Annotated in this window: 13 protein-coding genes, 1 tRNA gene and 1 pseudogene; 10 read left to right on the forward strand and 5 right to left on the reverse strand. The window is 71.0% G+C overall.

Going from position 1 to position 15,262, the window contains the following annotated elements; genetic code table 11:
* Positions 1 to 11: 11 nt before the first annotated feature.
* The gene (locus EDD40_RS31910; protein WP_246037958.1) at positions 12 to 1,229 is read right to left on the reverse strand and encodes a metallophosphoesterase; all 1,218 of its coding nucleotides are present in this window, start codon (positions 1,227 to 1,229) and stop codon (positions 12 to 14) included.
* Positions 1,230 to 1,343: 114 nt separating this feature from the next.
* On the opposite strand from EDD40_RS31910, the gene EDD40_RS31915 reads away from it, so the two are divergent.
* The 3 genes from EDD40_RS31915 to pabB all read left to right on the forward strand — a co-directional run bounded on the left by EDD40_RS31915 (position 1,344) and on the right by pabB (position 4,991).
* The gene (locus EDD40_RS31915; protein WP_123746221.1) at positions 1,344 to 1,847 is read left to right on the forward strand and encodes a SigE family RNA polymerase sigma factor; all 504 of its coding nucleotides are present in this window, start codon (positions 1,344 to 1,346) and stop codon (positions 1,845 to 1,847) included.
* A complete protein-coding gene (locus EDD40_RS31920; protein WP_123746222.1) occupies positions 1,844 to 2,809 on the forward strand; it encodes a hypothetical protein in 966 nt (321 codons plus the stop codon). The genes EDD40_RS31915 and EDD40_RS31920 overlap by 4 nt, the downstream gene beginning before the upstream one ends.
* Positions 2,810 to 2,921: 112 nt before the next feature.
* The gene (gene pabB / locus EDD40_RS31925; protein ID WP_123746223.1) at positions 2,922 to 4,991 is read left to right on the forward strand and encodes an aminodeoxychorismate synthase component I; all 2,070 of its coding nucleotides are present in this window, start codon (positions 2,922 to 2,924) and stop codon (positions 4,989 to 4,991) included.
* Positions 4,992 to 5,046: 55 nt separating this feature from the next.
* Here pabB and EDD40_RS31930 read toward each other — a convergent pair whose 3' ends face one another.
* Entirely contained in the window at positions 5,047 to 5,388 is a 342-nt protein-coding gene (locus tag EDD40_RS31930) for a histone-like nucleoid-structuring protein Lsr2 (protein ID WP_015104119.1), read from the reverse strand.
* Between the two features lie 274 nt (positions 5,389 to 5,662).
* Between EDD40_RS31930 and EDD40_RS31935 the strand changes: the two genes are divergently transcribed.
* Both EDD40_RS31935 and EDD40_RS31940 read left to right on the forward strand, forming a co-directional pair.
* On the forward strand, positions 5,663 to 5,944 hold the full coding sequence (locus EDD40_RS31935; protein ID WP_123746224.1) for a metal-sensitive transcriptional regulator: 282 nt from the start codon (positions 5,663 to 5,665) through the stop codon (positions 5,942 to 5,944).
* Positions 5,945 to 6,016: 72 nt separating this feature from the next.
* Positions 6,017 to 6,093: transfer RNA gene (locus EDD40_RS31940), tRNA-Leu, on the forward strand.
* Positions 6,094 to 6,275: 182 nt separating this feature from the next.
* Here EDD40_RS31940 and EDD40_RS42010 read toward each other — a convergent pair.
* Positions 6,276 to 6,431 carry a hypothetical protein gene (locus EDD40_RS42010; RefSeq protein ID WP_170185261.1) on the reverse strand — a complete coding sequence of 52 codons (156 nt, stop codon included), beginning with the start codon at positions 6,429 to 6,431 and terminating at the stop codon, positions 6,276 to 6,278.
* A gap of 1,137 nt (positions 6,432 to 7,568) precedes the next feature.
* Positions 7,569 to 8,127: pseudogene (locus EDD40_RS44865) on the reverse strand (helix-turn-helix domain-containing protein).
* A gap of 566 nt (positions 8,128 to 8,693) precedes the next feature.
* Here EDD40_RS44865 and EDD40_RS31950 point away from each other — a divergent pair.
* From EDD40_RS31950 to EDD40_RS31960, 3 genes are all read left to right on the forward strand, one after another.
* On the forward strand, positions 8,694 to 10,151 hold the full coding sequence (locus EDD40_RS31950; RefSeq protein ID WP_211348272.1) for an RICIN domain-containing protein: 1,458 nt from the start codon (positions 8,694 to 8,696) through the stop codon (positions 10,149 to 10,151).
* A 403-nt stretch (positions 10,152 to 10,554) separates the two neighbouring features.
* On the forward strand, positions 10,555 to 11,361 hold the full coding sequence (locus tag EDD40_RS31955; RefSeq protein ID WP_123746226.1) for a vWA domain-containing protein: 807 nt from the start codon (positions 10,555 to 10,557) through the stop codon (positions 11,359 to 11,361).
* Positions 11,362 to 11,454: 93 nt separating this feature from the next.
* Entirely contained in the window at positions 11,455 to 12,012 is a 558-nt protein-coding gene (locus EDD40_RS31960) for a hypothetical protein (RefSeq protein ID WP_246037959.1), read from the forward strand.
* 7 nt (positions 12,013 to 12,019) lie between these two features.
* Here EDD40_RS31960 and EDD40_RS31965 read toward each other — a convergent pair whose 3' ends face one another.
* On the reverse strand, positions 12,020 to 12,214 hold the full coding sequence (locus EDD40_RS31965; protein ID WP_123746227.1) for a hypothetical protein: 195 nt from the start codon (positions 12,212 to 12,214) through the stop codon (positions 12,020 to 12,022).
* A gap of 299 nt (positions 12,215 to 12,513) precedes the next feature.
* Between EDD40_RS31965 and EDD40_RS31970 the strand changes: the two genes are divergently transcribed.
* Positions 12,514 to 13,086, forward strand: a complete 573-nt coding sequence (locus EDD40_RS31970) for a TetR/AcrR family transcriptional regulator (protein ID WP_123746228.1) — start codon at positions 12,514 to 12,516, stop codon at positions 13,084 to 13,086.
* Between the two features lie 5 nt (positions 13,087 to 13,091).
* Positions 13,092 to 15,254, forward strand: a complete 2,163-nt coding sequence (locus tag EDD40_RS31975; RefSeq protein ID WP_123746229.1) for an MMPL family transporter — start codon at positions 13,092 to 13,094, stop codon at positions 15,252 to 15,254.
* The last annotated feature ends 8 nt before the right edge of the window (positions 15,255 to 15,262 follow it).

Consider the following 15,262-nt stretch of genomic DNA (forward strand, 5'->3'; position numbering starts at 1 on the left):
AAAATGCGCTATCAGCCGGCGAACTTGTGACGCAACTCCACGACGGAGATGTCCGGCGCCGCGCCGACGCGCACCGGCGGACCCCAGAACCCGGCCCCGTTGCTGGTGTAGACCTGGGTGCCGTCGACGGTCTCCAGACCGCTGCGCACCGGCTGCTGCAAGCCCACCGCGAGGTGGAACGGCCACATCTGCCCGCCGTGCGTGTGACCGGACAACTGCAGGTCCACGCCGTGCTTGGCGGACTCGCGGACCGCCACCGGCTGGTGCGCCATCAGCACGACCGGCGTGGACGTGTCGCGGCCGTCCAGGGCGCGGGCGTAGTCGGGGCCGTCCTCGAACGTCTCGCCGGTGACGTCGTTGACCCCCGCCAGGTCGAACGACGCGCCGGCCCGCTCGATCCGCAGCCGCTCGTTGCGCAGCGGGTTCACCCCGAGCCGCTCCAGCTCCGCCACCCACGGCTCCACCCCCGAGTAGTACTCGTGGTTGCCGGTGACGAAGAAGCTGCCGTGCGTGCTCACGAGGTCGCCCAGCGGAGCCGCCGCCTCACCCAGCGCGGCCACCGTGCCGTCGACCAGGTCGCCCACGATGGCGACCAGGTCCACCCGCTGCTCGTTGATCATCCGCACGATCCGCTCGGTGTGCCCGCGGCCGAGCAGCGGCCCGAGGTGGATGTCGCTCACCACCGCGATCCGGTAGCCGGACAGCCGCGGGTCGAGCTTCCCCAGCGTCACCGGCACCCGCTTGACCACCGGGTCGCCCAGCGCCTGCGTGGTGCCGAAGCCGACGACGCCCGCCGTGGCCACGCCGCCCGCGACGGCCAGCGACCGGGCGATGAACAACCGCCGGCCCGGGTCCGCCGGCTGCCCTTCGAGCGCCGCCCCGGGCTGCTCCACCTCGGCCGTGGGCGCGCCGACCGCCACCGGCGCCTCGTGCTCGCGCGCCGCGCGGTTCAGCACCAGCCGGGGGATCTCCAGCACACCCAGGACCAACGAGAAGTAGAACGCGCCCGCCAGCCAGATGAACCCCGGCCACGCCACGGCGGCGACGAACCCCGACTCGCCGAGCCTGCTCACCGCCAACGCCGACATCACCAGCAGGTAGAGGAACAGCACGACCCAGGTGCCGATCCGGCGGCCACGCCCGGGCCGCGTCGTGGCCCGCACGGCGCGCTTCCAGATGTAGTAGTGGGCCGCGCCCATCACGACCGCGAACAGCACGAAGAAGAACAAGGCGGGGCCTCCCGGTGGTGGTGCGTCCAGTTTCCACGAATCCCGCGACGGGCATGCAACCCCCTGGCCGCCCGCGGGCGTGATTACCCCGTACCGCAGTACGGGGGAGGACAGATGAGTGATCGGGACGCGGCGTTCGCGGAGTACTTCGCGACGCGGTCCGAGGCCATGCGCGGCACGGCGTACCTGCTGTGCGGCGACTGGCACCGTGCGGAGGACTTGGTCCAAACCACTTTCGCCAAGCTCTACGTGGCGTGGCGGCGGATCAACCGGCACGAGGCACTCGACGCCTACACCCGGCAGACCCTCGTCCGGACGTTCGTGTCCGAACTGCGCCGGGGCTGGTTCCGCAAGGAACGCGTGAGCGAGACGACCGCCGACGTGGCGGGCGTCACGCGCGGCTCGTCGGAGGACCGGCTGGTGCTGCTGGCGGCACTGGCGAAGGTGCCGCCGAGGCAACGCGCCGTGCTCGTGCTGCGGTACTGGGAAGACCTGTCGGTCGAGGAGACCGCCAGGGCGTTGGACTGCTCCGAAGGAACGGTGAAGAGCCAGGCCGCGCGGGGGCTGCAGACGCTGCGCGGCCTGATCACCCCCCAGCAGGGAGAAAAGGTGCGATGAACGAGCACGAGCTGAAGAGCGCGTTGCAGGAAGTGATGGTGGCGAGCAGCCCGCCGCCGCCCATGAGCCCGGAGGCCGCGCTGGACCGCGGCCGACGCGCGCAGCGCCGTCGACAGGCCACCTGGGGCGGCGCGGTCGCGGGTCTCGCGGTGGTGGCGATCGCGGTCGGCGCCGTGGTGGTGCCGACCCTGACCGGCGGCGGTCCCGGCATCCAGGTGGCGGGCGGGCAGCCGTCGGAGTCCGCGCCGAGGGTCACCCCGACCGACCGGCCACCGTCGGAAGGGCCGTCGGCGACCGTGCTGCCGACGGGGGGACCGTCGGCGACCGTGCTGCCGCCCAGCGGACGTCCGTTGTCCGACACGAGCACCCCGTGGCCCAACGGGCAGAGCGACCGGACCGCCACGAGCGGGCCGCGCGCCGACAAGGGCGTCCGACTGCTCAACGACCTGGCCTCGTCGCTGCCGCCCGGCGTGAGGGCCGAGGACCGGACCCGGATCGGCTTCGCCGACTACGGGCCCATGACCTGGCGCCAGGCGCAGTTCGCCGAGTACGCGGGCGACCTGGAGGTCTGGAACTACGACGCGCGCACACCGGTCGTGATCACCGGTGAGGCGGGTGTCGGCGAGCTGTTCATCCAGGTCGAGACCAGGGGCAACACCCGGCTCGGCGACCTCGTCGGGTGCGCGGCGGCGACCAGGTACGCGTACCCGGTCGAGGGCGGCGCCTGTGCGCTGGTCGACGTCGGCGGCAAGCAGGTCGCCCTCGTCACCGGGGCCACCCCGGACGCCGACAGCAACACGATGGACTCCGCGGCGTTCTACCGGCACCCGGACGGCACGCTGGTGACCGTCGGGTACTCGAGCGAGTTCCTGGAGTCGGGTCACCCGGCGCTGTCGCGGCCGGCGTTGACCGGGACGCAGCTCGCGGCGCTGGCCGCGGACCCCAAGTTCCACCTGGACTGAGCCACCACCGGGGACGGGGAGGCCGGGCGCCGCGCGCGCCCGGCCTCTTCGGCGTCCGCGGTCCTCCGGCTCCCTCCTACCGGGTGTCTGTGCAGGTACCGTGCTGTTTGCCATGCGGACGCTGCTCATCGACAACCACGACTCGTTCACGTTCAACCTCTTCCAGTACCTGGCTCAGGTGAACGGGCGCGAACCGGTCGTCATCACCCACGACGACCCGCGGTTCCGGCTGTCCGACCTGCGGCGCTTCGACAACGTGGTGATCTCGCCCGGACCGGGCCGGCCGGAGCGCGCGGCCGACTTCGGCCTGTGCCGCGCGGTGGTCGAGCACGCCGACATCCCCCTCCTGGGCGTCTGCCTCGGTCACCAGGGGCTGTGCCTCGCGCACGGCGCGTCCGTGGGCTTGGTCACGCCCCGGCACGGCGTGGTGGACCACGTGCGGCACACCGGGGTGGACGTGTTCGCCGGCCTGCCGTCGCCGCTGCCCGTGGTGCGCTACCACTCGTTGGCCGTGTCGGACCTGCCGCCGTCGCTGGAACCGATCGCCTGGGCGCCGTCCGACGACGTGCTGATGGGCGTGCGGCACCGGTCGCGGCCCGCCTGGGGCGTGCAGTTCCACCCCGAGTCGGTGTGCACGTCGCACGGCCACCAGCTGCTGGCCAACTTCCGCGACCTGACCGAGCGCGCCGCCGTGCTGCCCGTGCTGCCGGTGGCTCCTCCGGCGGTGTCGGCCTCGTCGGCTCAGTCGGCTCAGTCGGACCCTTCCGCACCTGAATCGGCGCCTGAGGCGGTCCGTGAGGTGTTGGTGCGGCGGGTCGACGTGCACCCGTCGCCGGAGGACGTCCACGCGGCGCTGTACGGGGCGTCCCACGACGCGTTCTGGCTGGACAGCAGCCTCACCGGGGACCGGGGCCGGTTCTCCGTGATGGGCGACGCGTCCGGGCCGCTGGCGCGCGTGGCGACGTACGACGTGTGGACCGGCGAGGTGACGGTCGACGGGGTGACGCGACCCGGGCCGTTCTTCGACTGGCTGGAGGCCGACCTGGCGGCGTGGCGGGTGGCCCCGCCGGACGTGCCGTTCGAGTTCGCGCTCGGCTGGGTGGGCTACCTCGGGTACGAGCTGAAGGCGGAATGCGGGGGCACGGCGGCGCACCGTTCGGAGCAACCCGACGCGGCATTCGTGTTCGCCGACCGGGCGCTGGTTTTCGACCACGATTCCCGGTGCGTCTACCTGTTGGCGTTGTCCGACGAGGACGGCTGGTTGGGCCGAACGGCCGATTTCCTGCGCCAATTCAGCGCGCCCCCGACGCCCGCGCCGCGCCCGGCCCGGGCGGGCTCCGTGCAGCCGCGACACGGCCGTTCGCAGTACTTGAAGCTGGTGGCGGCTTGCCAGGAGGCCATCACCGCGGGCGAGACCTACGAGGTGTGTTTGACGAACACGGTGACGTGGCGCGGGCCCCTCGACCCGTGGGACGCCTACCGGTTCCTGCGCGCGGAAAGCCCGGCGCCGTTCGGGGCGTTGCTCCGTTTCGGTGCGCTCTCCGTGCTCAGCACTTCACCCGAGCGGTTCATCCGGGTCGACCGACAGGGTGTCGTCGAATCCGAGCCAATCAAGGGGACGCGTCCCCGCGGGGCGACCGCCGCCGAGGACCGGGCTTTGCGCACGGCCTTGGCTGCCAGCGCGAAGGACCGCGCCGAGAACCTCATGATCGTGGACTTGGTCCGCAATGATCTGGGCCATTGCGCGGAAGTCGGCAGCGTCGAGGTGCCCAGGATCTTCGAGGTGGAGACCTACGCGACAGTGCACCAGCTCGTCAGCACCGTTCGGGCCCGTCTGCGTTCCGGTAGTTCGGCCGCACGGGTGGTTAGGGCGGCGTTCCCCGGCGGGTCCATGACAGGAGCGCCCAAGATCCGGACAATGCAGATCATCGACGGGCTGGAAGCCGGGCCCAGGGGTGTCTACTCCGGGGCGCTCGGATACTTCTCACTCTCCGGAACGGCCGACTTCAGCATCGTCATCAGGACGCTGGTGGTGGACCGCGACAAGGTGAGTTTCGGGGTCGGCGGCGCGGTCATCGCGCTGTCCGACCCCGCGGAGGAATTCGAGGAGACCGCGGTCAAGGCGACCGCCCTGCTCAGGCTGGCGGGCGTGGCGTTCCCAGGGCGTTCCACCCTGCCCTGACCTGCTGTTCTCCCCTGCGGCAGAGGTAGTCCACCGCAGGGGAAAACGGCGCCGGTCAGGAAGCGTGGGCTTCCTGGAACTGCACGACCAGGCCCTGGGGAATGCGGCCCCGGTCGGAGATCTGGTGGCCCTGCGCGCGGGCCCAGTCCCGAATGGCCTGGGCCTGCGCCTTGTCACCAGCCTTTACCGTGCTCTTGCCGGTGCCCTTGCGCTGCTTGCGGCCACCTGCGCGGCGCGCCTTGGCGACGAAGTCGGCCAGGGACTCGCGGAGCTTGTCCGCATTGTCCTTGGAGAGGTCGATGGAGTACTCCACACCGTCCAGCGCGAAGGTCACGGTCTCGGCGGCTTCGCTGCCGTCGAGGTCGTCGATGAGTTGGACGACGGTCTGCTGTGCCACTGTTCCTCCGTGTGTGCTCGCATAGCGCGTGCTGCCCTCGACTTGTTACTGCGCCACACGCTTAGGTCGACACCATAGTGCACGAGAGGAATATCGCCTAACCTTTCGCCGGGAAAATGTGTCCGATGCCCCCGGACGGGTCATTTCGCGACACAAACCGCACCGTGCCGAAATGTGCGGCCCCCTCCGCGTCACCCCGTGGTGCCGGTCACACCCGGTCGAGTGGCCTATCCTGGACACGGATACCCGCCCAGGGTAGGGAAGGTCGGGAGCGATGCTCGGTTACACGGCGGACAAGGACGCGTACCTCAAGCGATTGCGCCGCATCGAGGGGCAGGTCCGCGGCCTCCAGCGGATGGTCGAGAACGACGAGTACTGCATCGACGTGCTGACCCAGATCTCCGCCGCGACGAAGGCGTTGCAGGCGGTCTCCCTGGGGCTGCTCGACGAGCACCTGAAGCACTGCGTGGCCCAGGCCGTGGCCGAGGGCGGCGAGGTGGCCGACGCGAAGATCGCCGAAGCCTCCGCCGCGATCAGCCGCCTGGTCCGCTCCTGACCACCCCCCCGCCCGGCCGCCACCGACCCGAACGGCGGCCGGGCGACCTGATCGAGTACAGTGCTCCCGCCGGCCCCCGTAGCCCAATCGGCAGAGGCAGCGGACTCAAAATCCGTCCAGTGTGCGTTCGAGTCGCACCGGGGGCACCAGGCCTCATCGGGCCGGATGGCCGAAGATCACGCAGAGTTGATGATCTCTGTCCATGACGGTGTCTTGATCGCACTGAGTGACATGGGCGGAGCCGCCGGTGCGCGCCGCCCGGAGGCGACACCCGGGAGCGCGGCGACTCACTTCAGCTTCAGGTCCGGTACCTCACCGCCACGATTCCCAGTCACGATGACGCGGCCTGCCGCGAGGCCGGGGACAAGCTCACCGAGTTCCACACCTGGGTGAACAAGCAGCGCTCCGCCGAGTCGAGCGTCTTGCTGTCCTGCGCGCTGGACGAGTGGACGCGCACCAGCGAGACGCAGTACATCGAGAAGCGCAAGAGGACCGGGCCACGACTGCATCGAAGAGAAGTGCAAGGCCCACTCCTGTAAGGCAATGGCGGTATCGACAGCGGGTCAGATCCGCCCGATCCTCTGCCGCACAACGGATGCCGCAGCCCGCTGGGAGCGGATCGACGCCAGTCCGACGCAGCTTGCCCGACGCCGGAAACAGAAGCCGCCACAGCCGGGGGTCGAGGTGGCCACGCTCGGCTCGGAGGAGCTCGGCACCGGGCCGGACAGATGACGCTTGGCGCTTGTCCGTGCCGGGTTGTCCATCGTCCAGTGCCGCGTCGACTACGCGGTGACGTTCAGCTTCGACTCCCCGGGCGGGGTCGACGACCTGCGGATCGAAGAAGACTTTGCCTTCGTGTCGGCAGGGGTGTCGAGGTCGTCTTGCGCCCGGAAACCGACCCGGCGAGGCTGGGTTCGGTGCTCGCTGCACCTGTGGACACTCTCAGGTCCGGCCGGACTTCTGGTCGTATCCACTCCGGGCGAAGGCCGCGGCGTGCTGCCCGGTGGAGTTGCTCTCCGCTCACGTCGAGGAGGACACGGAAGGTCCTGCTGGCGGCTGGAGAACATAGTGGTGATCCAGGGCCGGCCCTGCCCGGACACCGGTCGCGTCGGACCGGACATCGACGTGGCGATCGAGACCGTCGCCGATGACGATGCCGCTCGACTCCCCTCGGAACACAGCAGTCGTGCGCCTGCGACGATGACGATTCGCCACGAATGACATGATTAAGCATTTTCGCAGTTCAGCACCGTTTTCCCGTGCGGCTGGCGTTGACGCGGGAACCTGAAGTCGGATGAGAGGCGGAGTCACCCGCTGCGAGTGACTCTGTCTCCCTTTGAGCGCGTCAGGTGGCGTCTGGCGGTCGGCGAAGGTCGTCGCCACGGCGTGGTCGGACGGAGGGCGATGATCTTTCTCCGGCAAGTGGCACTCGGGAAGAAGATGCGGGGTGGGTGAGGTGGCAGTCAGTGCGCCCCGGCTTCGGGGCGATGCTCGCAGCGACTTCGGGGATGGTCCAGCTCGCGCAGGGCTGTTGCGCTCTCGGCCGAGGGATCGCCGAGGTCCGCATCGGGATGCCACGATTGTGGTCGAGGGTGCCGGTCCTGTCAGTGAGCCCTCTTCAACCTCATTCGGCGTTGAGGTGTAGTGCGAGGACGGTTCGGGTCAGGTCGGTGATGGGGATGGTGGAGGAGCGGAGTCGGCGCAGTAGCCGCGAGTTCTTGAGGGTGGAGACCGCTCGTTCGCCCAGTGCGCGGATGCGGGCGTGAGTGCGGGTCGTGGGTCGAGCAGGGCAGTGCGGGCGAGGTCCGGGGCAGGTGTCCGGCCGGGTCGGATGCGATGCGGTCGATGGGTGGCAGGGCGCAGTCGAGGCTGGCGTGGGCCTTGTGCTGAGGCGACTTTCACGGCTTCGGCCAGGTTCGGTGCGAGGGTGGTCAGGAGTCGGACGGCTTCGTGGATGTAGTGGCAGACGGTGGCCAGGCCGATGCCGAACCTGGGGGCGAGACGGGTGTAGGTGTCGCTGCAGCGCAGATGCGCCGGCACCAACAGGGCGTGGCGGCCGGGTCGAGCTTGCGCCGCCTAGTGCCGATCCGATGACGGTGCGCGGTCAGCTGGTGGGTGAGGAACTGAAGGTGCGAACTGGACAGGTCGATCGCGGGAGGGTAGGAGCTTCGCCGTGTCTCCACTGCGAACCGCAGCTCGCGCCACCAGGCTGGGAAGGGTTCAGTGGTGATGGAAGTTGGGCACGGTGGGGTCGGGTGCGGGGGTGACGCCGACGTGTGGGTCGAGGTGTTGGCCGTTGTCGCGTCGGGTGGGGGTTTGTTGACGCCGGCGGGATGGTGCCGGGCGGTCCTTTGTGGACTTGGGGTGTGAGTTGATCGGCTTCGTCGGGGGTGCGGCCCGGGGTTCTCGGGGGTGTGATCGATGTTGAGCGGTTTTTTAGTGAACGTTGCCGATTTGGCGGTGAATGTTCGATTGCCGTGGTTGAGATGGCCTCTTGACACGGCATAGAGAGGTCGGGACACTCTCAGGCAACAGAATCAAACAATACCGAACGTGCACGATTGGCTCGTTTCCGGGGTGGTCTGCGTGTTCGGGAACTCCTCGACTTCCCAAGACCTGTGCAGGACGCCTGCCCGCCGGATCGCCCGCGCGACCGGCCCGGCAGTCGGACCTGCGAGCCGTGCCGGGTGGTTCGACGCAGAACCCCGACCTAGGGATTGGACGTTCCATGACACTGATCGCGACCTCAATGCGGAGGTCCCTGATCGCCCTCGCGGTGACCGCGGTGACCGCGGTGACCGCGGCGGTCGGGCTGGTGGTCACCGCGCCGTCGGCCGGTGCGGCCACCAGCCAGTTCCGCGGCGTGAACTGGGCGGTGCTGGGTGACAACTTCAGCACCGGCACGCTCGTGGTGCAGGGCCTGAGCCAGTCCGACAGCAACGCGACGGTGCGGGCCAAGGCCAACGCCCTGTACGACGACATGGCCGCGACGCTGGGCGTGAACACCGTGCGGTTGCCGATCAACACGCACACGGTGGCCAACACGACGTGGTGGAACGCCTACCGCGGCGCGATCGACGCGGCCACCGAGCGCGGGTTCAAGGTGATCCTGGCCTACTGGGAGGACGGGGCGGCCTCGGGCGGTCGGATCACGAACCTGGCGGCGTGGAACACGATGTGGTCCAGCGTGACCAACACCTACGGGGCCAACGGCAACGTGTACTTCGAGCCGATGAACGAGCCGCACGGCTACTCCTCGGCGGACTGGCGCAACGTCGCCGCGAACTGGTTGAGCTACCACACCTCCGCCGTGCCGGGTCGCGTGCTCATCGGCGGCACCGGGTTCAGCCAGGATTTGCGGGACGTGTGCAACGACAGCCGTTTCAACTCGACATTGTTGTCCTTCCACCACTACGCGTTCTTCTACGGCGCCATGACCTACGACCAGTTCCGCAGCCACATCCAGACGCGGCTGGGCAACTGCGCTTCCCGTGCGGTCGCCACGGAGTTCGGCGCGCCCATGTCCACCGGCCTGAACTACGCCGACGCGAACAGCTCCGACAACTTCGTGCGCTACATCCGCGCCATCGCGCAGGTCATGCGGGACAACCGGATGGGCGGCACGTACTGGCCCGCGATCGGCGGCAAGCCCGGCACCATCGGTTATGACTGGTACTCGATGTACTCGCTGAGCGGCAGCGGCACCACCCTCGACCTGACCGTCCGCAACGCCTCCGGGGCCGACCGGCTCCGCTACGCCTGGGGCGACAGCGTCACGACCCCGCCGGTGACCGACTACCGGATCGACGTCCGCCACAGCGGCAAGACCATGGGCCTCCCGCAGGCGACCGCCGACAACAGCGTGCGCGTCGGCCAGTACACCTACGGCGGGAACGCCTGGCAGCAGTGGCAGTTCCAGGACGCGGGCAGCGGTTACTGGCGCATCGTCAGCCGGCACAGCGGCAAGTGCCTCGACGTGGTCGGCGCCTCCACCGCCGACGGGGCCGAGATCGTCCAGTACACCTGCGGCACCGGCACCAACCAGCAGTTCCAGCTGGTCGCCAACGGCAGCTACTTCCAGCTCAAGGCACGGCACAGCGGCAAGTGCGTCGACGTGCCCGCCGCCTCCACCGCCGACGGCGTGGTCCTCAAGCAGTACACCTGCAACACCGGCACCAACCAGCAGTGGTCGCGCACGGCCGTCTGATGGCCTGCTGAGCCTGCTGACGGCTCGCTGACCGTCGAACGCCCCGTCGCCGAGGTGGCGGGGCGTTCGACGATCACCGTGGAGCAGCCAGGTTCGTCGACGCGGGCTTGACGAGGTCGGTGACGACCGTGATCTCGACGACTTCGCCGCCGGGGTGTCGACGGTGAGCCGCACGCCGGGGTCCACCCCGCGCGGCAACCCTTCGACGACGCCGTGGCGGGCAGCGGTAGGTCGAGGACGACGAACAGCACCAGCTCGATCGGTCAGCATCCTGCTCTCCCTCCGGGTCCGGTCCGACGACCGCGGGTGGCACCTGGTCGTCGTCGGTATGACGCGAGCCGGCGGGAAGATGTGACCGAGCCCGCGGAAGCCGGCCGCGCTCAGGTTGCCCGAGGGGCGGCCGATGGAGGAGTACCTGCGCAAGTTCCGGCTGGGGCCGCACACCGACGCGTTCGGCTGCCCGCCCTGCGGCAGCGGCGCCGACGGGCTGGAGCGGGAGTGGGACCCCGGGCCGGGCGGCGCGCACGGGCTCAGCGCGCTGGAACGGGACGCCGTCCGGTTCCGGGTGGCCCAAGGCCTCAACGCACGCCCGGGCGACGTGCCGCAGGGCGGGCAGCGGTGGGCGCGGGAGGCCTTCCACCCGCCGCAGCCGTGGCGCGAGCTCCTGGGAGCGGCGGTCCGGTCGGCGGTGTCCGGCCCGGGGGTGGGTGAGGACTACACCTACGGCAGGCCTTCGCGCCGGTCGGCGGGCCTGCCCGGGGTCGTCCTGCCGAGCCTGCGCCGCCGGCCGCCCCGGGTGTGCGTGGTCGTCGACACCTCCGCGTCGGTGAGCGACGACGAGCTGGGCGGCGCGATCGGCGAGATCGCCGCGATCGCCCACGCGGTGGGAGGTCGACGCGACCTGGTCTCGGTGCTGTCGTGCGACGCCGCCGCCCACGTCGCCCATCCGCTGTGTCGTGCCGAAGGGATCCCGCTCGTGGGCGGCGGCGGCACGGACCTGAGATCCGGCTTCGCCGAGGCGCTGCGCGGCAACCCCCGCCCCGACGTGGTCGTCGCCCTGACCGACGGGCAGACGCCGTGGCCCGGCGCGCGTCCCGCCTGCCGGACCGTCGTGGGCCTGTTCGCCCGCCCGGGCCGGTCGGGGGAGGACGACCCCGACTACGTGCCGGACGCGCCACCCGCGTGGGCCAGGGTGGTCACCATCGGCTGATCGGCGCACGCCCGGCCCGGCGTGCGGTCGCGTCGGGGGCGGGCCGCAGGTTCGGCGTCCCGGTCCGGCCGGGCAGCCGGCAGGCTGTGACAGGTGAACCCGATCGTCGCGCAGGTGTTGACCATCGTGGGTGTCCTGCTCGGCTCGGCGGCGACGTTCGTCGTCACCTCCACCACCGAGCGGACCCGTTGGCGACGAGCGCAGTCGGCCCGGTGGGACGACAAGCGCCTCCTCGCGTATTCCGAGTACGCCAACGCGGTCAAGCGCATGGTCCGGCTGTGCCGCCGGATCGCGGAGACCAAGGGGCTGCTGGCCACGGGGCAGCCCGTTGACCTCGACTCCGCGTTCGCGGACCTCGCGGAGGCGGAGACGGAACGGGCCTCGCGGTGGGAGACCGTCCTGCTCCTCGGCGAGCCGGCCACGATCTCCGCCGCACGGGCGTGGAGCGAGCAGGTGTGGCGGCTGGAGCACGTCGTGCGCGGGGACGACCCCGACCCGTCCTCGTTCACCGACGCCTACCGGAGCGCCATGCGGCTGCGCAACGAGTTCTACGCCGCCGCCCGCGCGGACCTCGACATCACCAGCGGCCCGCTGCCCGAGCTGACGTGGAAATCCCTCGAACCACCGCCCGACCGGCCCGCCGCGCCGTGACGACGGGTCAGGGGAAGGCGGTCCGCGGCTCGTGGAAGCCGGGGGGTTCCGGGGGGATCCGGTCCTGGACGCTGCTCATGGTCGGGACGAAGAAGGCGAACAGCAGGATCAGGAACACGATCAGCCCGACGACCCCGGCCACCACCTGGAAGCTGACGTAGCGGTTGGCGGCGCGACCGATCGACTGGTCCCGGGCCGTCATCCCCGGTGGCGCGGGCGGTGGTGGCGCCTGCTCCGGGACGCGCCGCTTCGCCGCGGCGAAGCGGCGTCGGACAAGGCGCCCGACCCGTGCAACTGCTGGAGCTTCCCCGACTCGTCGGCCATGCTCACGGCTGCCCCCTCTGCCCCCGGTGCGCGTGCACGTCAGGTTGCCCCAACGGATCGGGGAGGCCGATCGACGAGATCGGGGTTCGGCCACCGGGTGCTGGACGTGACGGAACCCACCTACCGGATCGGTCGGCTTACCGACCGGATCGGTAGGTCGCTGCGTACCGTGGAGGTATGGCACGCGCGCTGACCGAGGACCAGTTGCTCGACCGCGTGGCCGGGCTGTTCGCCCAGCACGGGTTCGACCACACGTCGCTGAAGGACCTGGCCGACGCGGTCGGGTTGTCGAAGGCGGGCCTGCTGCACCACTACCCGAGCAAGGAAGCGCTGTTCGAGGCCGCGCGTGACGTCGGCCGCACGCACAGCCGCGAGCTGTTCGAGCAGGTCGGGCGGGTGCCCCCGGGCCCGGCGCGCGACCGGCGGGCCGTGGAGCTGCTGGTCGACTTCGCCCTGGACCGCCCCGGCCTGGTCGCGCTGGAGACCCGTGCGATCAGCCGCCTCGGCGCCGAAGACCTGGACGCGCACCGCTTGGACGCCCTGTCCCAGCACGTGCTCGCGGTGTTCGGCGTCGAACCGGACACCGCCGACACCGAACGGCTGGTCCGGGCGATCGGCGTGCTCAGCGCGCTGGCCGTGCTCAGCCTGGCCGCCAACCACACGGGCGAGAAGACCGCCTGGCGGCCGCACATCATCGCCACCTGCCTCGACGCGCTCGGGCACCGCGACCCATCCCACCCGGAGGCCTGACTCCCATGGCACGTCTGCTCTACCGACTCGGCTTCGGCGCGCACCGGCGCCGCCTGGTCGTCGTCCTGCTGTGGCTGCTCGTGCTCGGCGGCACGGCGTTCGGCGCGGTCACCCTGTCCGGCCCGACCTCCGGCTCCTTCTCCATCCCCGGCCAGGAGTCGACCACCGCCCTGGACAAGATCTCCGACGAGTTCGGCGCGGGCGGCGGCGCGACCGCGCGGGTGGTCGTGCAGGCGCCGGACGGGCAGCAGGTCACCTCGCCCGAGAACGCCGCGAAGCTCGCCGGGCTCGTGCAGGAGCTGTCCACGCTGCCCGGTGTGACGTCCGCGACCAACCCGCTCGACCCGCGTGCGCCCACCGTGAACGCGGACCAGGACGTCGCCTACAGCACGGTCACCTACGAGGCCGCGGTCGGCGAGGTCACCGAGGCGCAGCGCACCGCCCTCTTCGACGCCACGCGGCACGTGAGCGGGCTGACCGTGGAGGCCACCGGCGAGGCGACGCAGGCGCCGCCGCACGTCGGCGGTCCCGCCGAGGTCATCGGCGTGGTCATCGCGCTGCTGGTGCTGGCCGTCACCTACGGTTCGCTCGTGCTGGCGGGCATGAACCTGCTGACCGCCTCCGTCGGCGTCGGCATCGGCGCGCTGGGCGTCACCATCGCCACCGGCTTCATGGACCTGCAGTCCACCACCCCGATCCTGGCCGCGATGCTCGGCCTGGCGGTCGGCATCGACTACGCCCTGTTCATCATCAACCGCTACCGGCAGGAGCTGCGCCGGGGCCGGGACGTGGGCGACGCGATCGGCACGGCCGTCGGCACCGCGGGCTCCGCCGTCGTGACCGCCGGCCTGACCGTGGTCATCGCGCTGGCGGGCCTGGCCGTGGTCGGCATCCCGTTCCTGACCCAGATGGGCGTCGCCGCCGCGTTGACCATCGTGGTCGCGGTCCTCGTCGCGGTCACCCTGGTGCCCGCCGTGCTCGGCTACCTCGGCCGCCGCGTGCTGCCGCGCAAGGAGCGCGACGCACCCGCCGGCGACGTCGTCGGCGCCGAGCCCCGTGAGGGCGGTTTCTTCGGCGGCTGGATCGGCGCGGTCACCCGCAACCGGGTCGTGGCGCTGCTGCTGGCCGTCCTGGGCCTGGGCGCGATCGCCGTGCCCGTGCTGTCGATGGAGACGACCCTGGTCGCGGCCCCGCCCGCCGACTCGAGCCAGGCCCGCGCGGAACGGCTGCTCGCCGACGGCTTCGGCGAGGGCTTCAACGGTCCGCTGGTCGTGCTGTTCGAAGGCGACGACGCCGCCGCCACGGCGGCCTCCACCGTCGAGACGATCCAGGGCGCGGGCGACATCGCGCTGGTCACGCCGCCGGTGCCCAACGCCGACGGCACGGCCGCGATGCTCACCGTGATCCCGCAGTCCGGCCCGGCCACGCAGGCCACCGAGCAGCTGGTCACCGACCTGCGTGAACGGCTGGCCGACGTGGACGGCGCGACCACCTACGTCACCGGCGCCACCGCGGTGAGCGTGGACGTGGCCGTCGCCCTGGACGAGGCCATGCCGATCTACCTGGCGCTGGTCGTCGGCCTCGCGCTGGTGCTGCTGGTGCTCGTGTTCCGGTCGATCCTGGTGCCGCTGGTGGGTGTGCTGGGCTTCCTGCTCACCATCGGCGCCTCGCTCGGCGCGACGGTCGCGGTGTTCCAGTGGGGCTGGCTGGCCGACGCGGTCAACCTCGACGGCACCGGTCCGCTGCTCAGCCTCACCCCGATCCTGATGGTCGGCATCCTGTTCGGCCTGGCGATGGACTACCAGATCTTCCTGGTGTCCCGGATGCACGAGGCGCACCACCACGGCAAGCCGCCGCTCGCCGCGATCCACACCGGCTTCCGCCAGGCCGCGCCCGTGGTCGTGGCCGCCGCGCTGATCATGTTCTCGGTGTTCGCGGGCTTCGTGCCGGCGGGCGAGGGCCCGATGAAGTCCATCGCGTTCGCCCTGGCCATCGGCATCCTGTTCGACGCGTTCGTGGTCCGGATGGTCCTGGTGCCCGCCGCGCTGGCCCTGCTGGGCGAGAAGGCCTGGTGGCTGCCGAAGTGGCTGCGCCGCCTGCCGACCCTCGACGTGGAGGGCGCCGCGCTGGAGGAGGACCGCGGGGAACTGGTCGACGCGGGCCGCTGACCGCGACG

The organism is Saccharothrix texasensis (genome assembly GCF_003752005.1).
Classification (GTDB): Bacteria; Actinomycetota; Actinomycetes; order Mycobacteriales; family Pseudonocardiaceae; genus Actinosynnema; species Actinosynnema texasense.